The organism is Paraburkholderia sp. BL25I1N1, assembly GCF_003002025.1.
In the GTDB taxonomy this organism is placed as follows: domain Bacteria; phylum Pseudomonadota; class Gammaproteobacteria; order Burkholderiales; family Burkholderiaceae; genus Paraburkholderia.
Window position 1 is genome coordinate 1 of sequence record NZ_PVZB01000066.1, and the last position, 3,921, is coordinate 3,921.

Here is a 3,921-nt window from a genome sequence, read left to right on the forward strand (position 1 = left end):
ACGCTCAGGCGCTTCACGATCGGCGCCGTGCTCGCCGTGATGGTCCCTGGATTGCTCTGCCCGTTTGCACCGAACCTGCTGACGCTCTATGTATTGCGCGCGCTGCAGGGCATCGCCGGCGGATGTCTGCCGCCGATGCTGATCATCGTCGCGCTGCGTTATCTGCCGCCGAAGGTCAAGTTATACGGGCTCGCGGGCTATGCGCTGACCGCGACCTTCGGACCGGCGCTCGGCACGCCGCTCGCCGCGTTGTGGACGGAATATGTCGGCTGGCAAATGGCCTTCTGGCAGATCGTGCCGCTGGGACTCGTCAGCTGCGTGGCAATCTATCAGGGACTGCCGGCGGATCCCGCCAGACTCGAACGGCTGCGTTCGTTCAACTGGACCGGCTTCCTGCTCGGGTATCCCGCCATCGCCATGCTCGTGATCGGCCTGCTGCAGGGTGATCGCCTCGACTGGCTGAACTCCACCTTTATCTCCACCATGTTTTGCGGCGGGACGCTGCTGCTCGCGGCGTTTCTGGTCAACGAGTGGTTTCATCCTCTGCCGTTTTTCAAGCTTCAGCTGCTTGCGCGCAGGAACTTCGCGCATGGGCTGCTGACCCTGGTGGGCGCGGTAATCCTGCTGGTGGGCGTGGCCGCCATACCCAGTCAGTATCTCGCGCAGATTCACGGTTACAGGCCGCTGCAAACCACGCCGCTGTTTTTGCTGGTGGCCATTCCCCTTCTGATTGCGCTGCCCGCGACCGCCGCGCTGCTCAATCTCCAGCAGGTCGACCACCGCTGGGTCATGGCCACTGGACTTTGCCTGATGGCCATCTCGTGCTTTCTGGGGAGCTTCGTCACCTCCGACTGGATTCGCAATAATTTCTACTGGCTTCAGTCGTTGCAGATCGTCGCGCAACCGATGGTCATCATGGGAATCCTGATGGGCGTCACGACCGGCCTGCCGCCAACGGAAGGCCCGTTTGCCTCGGCCATGTTCAACACAGTCAAGACATTTTCCGGCGCCGCCGCAAGCGGTCTCATTGAAGGGCTCGGCACCGCGCGCGAGCATTTTCATTCGGGCATGCTGGTCGACCACCTGGGCAATAACGCGCTGATCACAAGCCAGAGCCTCGATGCCGCTCACGGTCTCGGTGAACTCGCACACCGGATCCACGAGCAGGCCGTCGTGCTCACATCGGCGGATCTCTATCGCGTGATGGCGGGCATCGCCGTCGCCTTTCTTTTCGTTATCCCGGTGTTGCCCGTGCGGGTCTATCCGCCCTGGAGCACGACGCAGCCCTCCTCCCGTTAAGCGACGCTATCCATGTCATCCGCTACCCGATTTTCTCCCGGAACGATTCGTCTTGCCGCGTTTGCGGTCATACTCGGCGCTGCCGTGCTGGCCTGCATAGCGCTATTTTCCAGTTCATCTACCGAGACCACGAACGATGCCTACGTGACGGCCGATTTCACGCTGGTTGCACCGCGTATCGCGGGTCAGGTTTCGGAGGTGCTCGTCGAAGACAACCAGCAGGTCAAGGCCGGGCAATTGCTGGTTCGCATCGACGATCGCGACTTTCGCGCCGCGTTGATGAGCGCCGAGGCGGACGTGGTGGCCGCCAAAGCATCGGTGGCGAACTTCGAGGCCGAAATCGCACGGCAGCCCGCGCTCGTCGATCAGGCGCGTGCCACGCTGCGCGCGGATGACGCGACGCTCGAATTCGCGCGCCAACGCCGCGCGCTACCGCAATCTCTCGGAGACCGGTGCGGGAACGACACAGGAGCAGCAGCATGCCGCGAGCGCGCTGGCCGAGGAACTCGCGCAGCAGGCGCGCAACCGCGCCGCACTCGTGGCGACCGGGCAGAACCTCGACGTTCTGAAGACACAGCGTGACAAGGCGGCGGGTGCGTTGGCCCACGCCGAAGCCATGCTCGAACAGGCGAAACTCAACCTGTCGTACACGGAGATTCATGCGCCCATCGACGGCAAGGTCGGACGGCGTTCGGCACGCGTCGGCGCATTCGTGACGACCGGCGCGCCGCTGCTGGCAATCGTCCCGCTGTCGAACGCCTATATCGTCGCCAACTACCAGGAGAACCAGCTTGCCCGGATGCGCCCCGGCGACAGCGTGCGTATCAAGGTCGACAGCATGCCTGATGTGACGATCCGCGGACACGTCGATAGTCTTGCGCCCGCTACGGGTGTCAGCTTCGCGCCTATCGCACCCGACAACGCAACGGGCAACTTCACCAAGATCGTCCAGCGCGTGCCGGTCAGGATCACCATCGATCACGGACAGCAGGCCGCGTCTGCATTGAGCGTCGGGTTGTCGGTGGAAACGGAGGTCGCTGTCGGCAAGCATGCCGATGCACGGATCGCTCGGATCGCGGGAGCGGACGCGAAATGAACGCGAGCGACTTCTCCCTGCGCACGCCGGCGCTCGCGTTGCTGCTGTGCTCCCTGCTCACGGGCTGCCTGGTCGGTCCGAACTTCGAAGCTCCGCAGACGGCCACGCCCGATGTGTTCAGCCGCACCCGGAGCGCGCAGGCCGCGAGCAAGGCTGTCGAATCCGGATTCACGCCGCAATGGTGGACGCTGTTCAACGATCCGGTACTGGACTCGCTCGAACAGCAGCTGACCGACGCAAACCTGGATGTCGCGGCGGCCTCGGCGCGTCTGCGGCAAAGCCGGGCGCAACAGCGCATTGCCGGTGCCGACGAATATCCGACGCTGACCGGCGCCGCCTCCTACAACCGCGAGCGCGGCAGTCCGAACGGCATCCTGTCGCTGCTTGGCGTCACGCCGACGGCAAGTCAGACGCAGTCGGCATCGGGTAGCGCGCCGCTCGGTGTCGCGCCGCTGCCGGGCGCCAAGGGCTCGCCCGCTTACGATCTGTACCAGTTCGGCTTCGACGCGTCATGGGAGCTCGACTTCTGGGGCCGCGTGCGACGCGGTGTCGAGGCCGCCTCGGCGCTCTCCGATGCCTCGTACGAGGACCGTAACGCGATCCTGCTGTCCGCCCGCGCCGAACTCGCGCGCGATTACATCCAGTTGCGCGACACGCAGGCGCTGCTGCAGATCGCGAAACAGAACCTCGACATCGCCCACGACGCCACGAAGCTCACGCAGAATCGCGTGCATGAAGGCGTCACGACGGACCTGGACGTGGCCAACGCGATGGCCCAGGCGGAGTCGATCGAAAGCCTGATCCCGACACTCGAAGCGCGCAGCACGACCACGATCAATGCGATAGGCGTGCTGCTGGCGAAGGAACCGGGCGCGTTGCAAGCGGTGCTCGCCGAGCCGCGCGATGTGCCGGCACTGCCCGATCAGGTGCCGATCGGCGTTCCGTCGGAACTGGTGCAGCGCCGGCCCGACATCCGCAAAGCCGAGGCCCAGCTGCATGCGGCCACCGCGACGATCGGCATGGCGAAGGCCGACTTCTATCCGCGCATCTCGCTGAACGGCAGCGCCGGGTTCCAGAGCCTGCAACTGTCGAATCTGGCCGACTGGGCGTCCGGCCAGTTTGTCGTGGGACCGTCGATCACGCTGCCGATCTTCGAAGGCGGACGTCTCAAGGGCACGCTTCATCTGCGCGAGGCACAGCAGCAGGAGGCAGCGATCGTCTACCAGCATACCGTGCTTCAGGCATGGCGGGAGGTGGACGACGCGCTGGTCGTCTATGACGCCGAACAGCGCCGGCGCGACCGGTTGGAAACGGTTGTGGGGCTGAACCAGCGTGCGCTGTCGATTGCGCAGCAAAGGTACAAGGCGGGTGCGGTCGATTTCCTCGACGTGCTGAATGTGCAGAGACAGCTGCTCGAGGCGCAGAGCAATCTGGAGCAAAGCAGGGCCGAAGCCGACGCGAACCTCATCACGCTGTGCAAGGTGCTGGGTGGTGGATGGGAGTCGACGTATGCCAGGCAGGACAGT

The 3,921-nt window shown here is 64.6% G+C and carries 2 protein-coding genes and 1 pseudogene; all 3 read left to right on the forward strand.

The genetic code is table 11. The features are described 5' to 3' along the window. A partial coding sequence (locus B0G73_RS39815; RefSeq protein ID WP_106286483.1) for an MFS transporter occupies positions 1 to 1,299 on the forward strand: 1,299 nt, incomplete at its 5' end. A 12-nt stretch (positions 1,300 to 1,311) separates the two neighbouring features. Continuing rightward, positions 1,312 to 2,395: pseudogene (locus B0G73_RS39820) on the forward strand (HlyD family secretion protein). Next, the coding region (locus B0G73_RS39825; protein WP_106286484.1) for an efflux transporter outer membrane subunit at positions 2,392 to 3,921 on the forward strand (1,530 nt) is incomplete at its 3' end. The pseudogene B0G73_RS39820 and the gene B0G73_RS39825, both read left to right, overlap by 4 nt.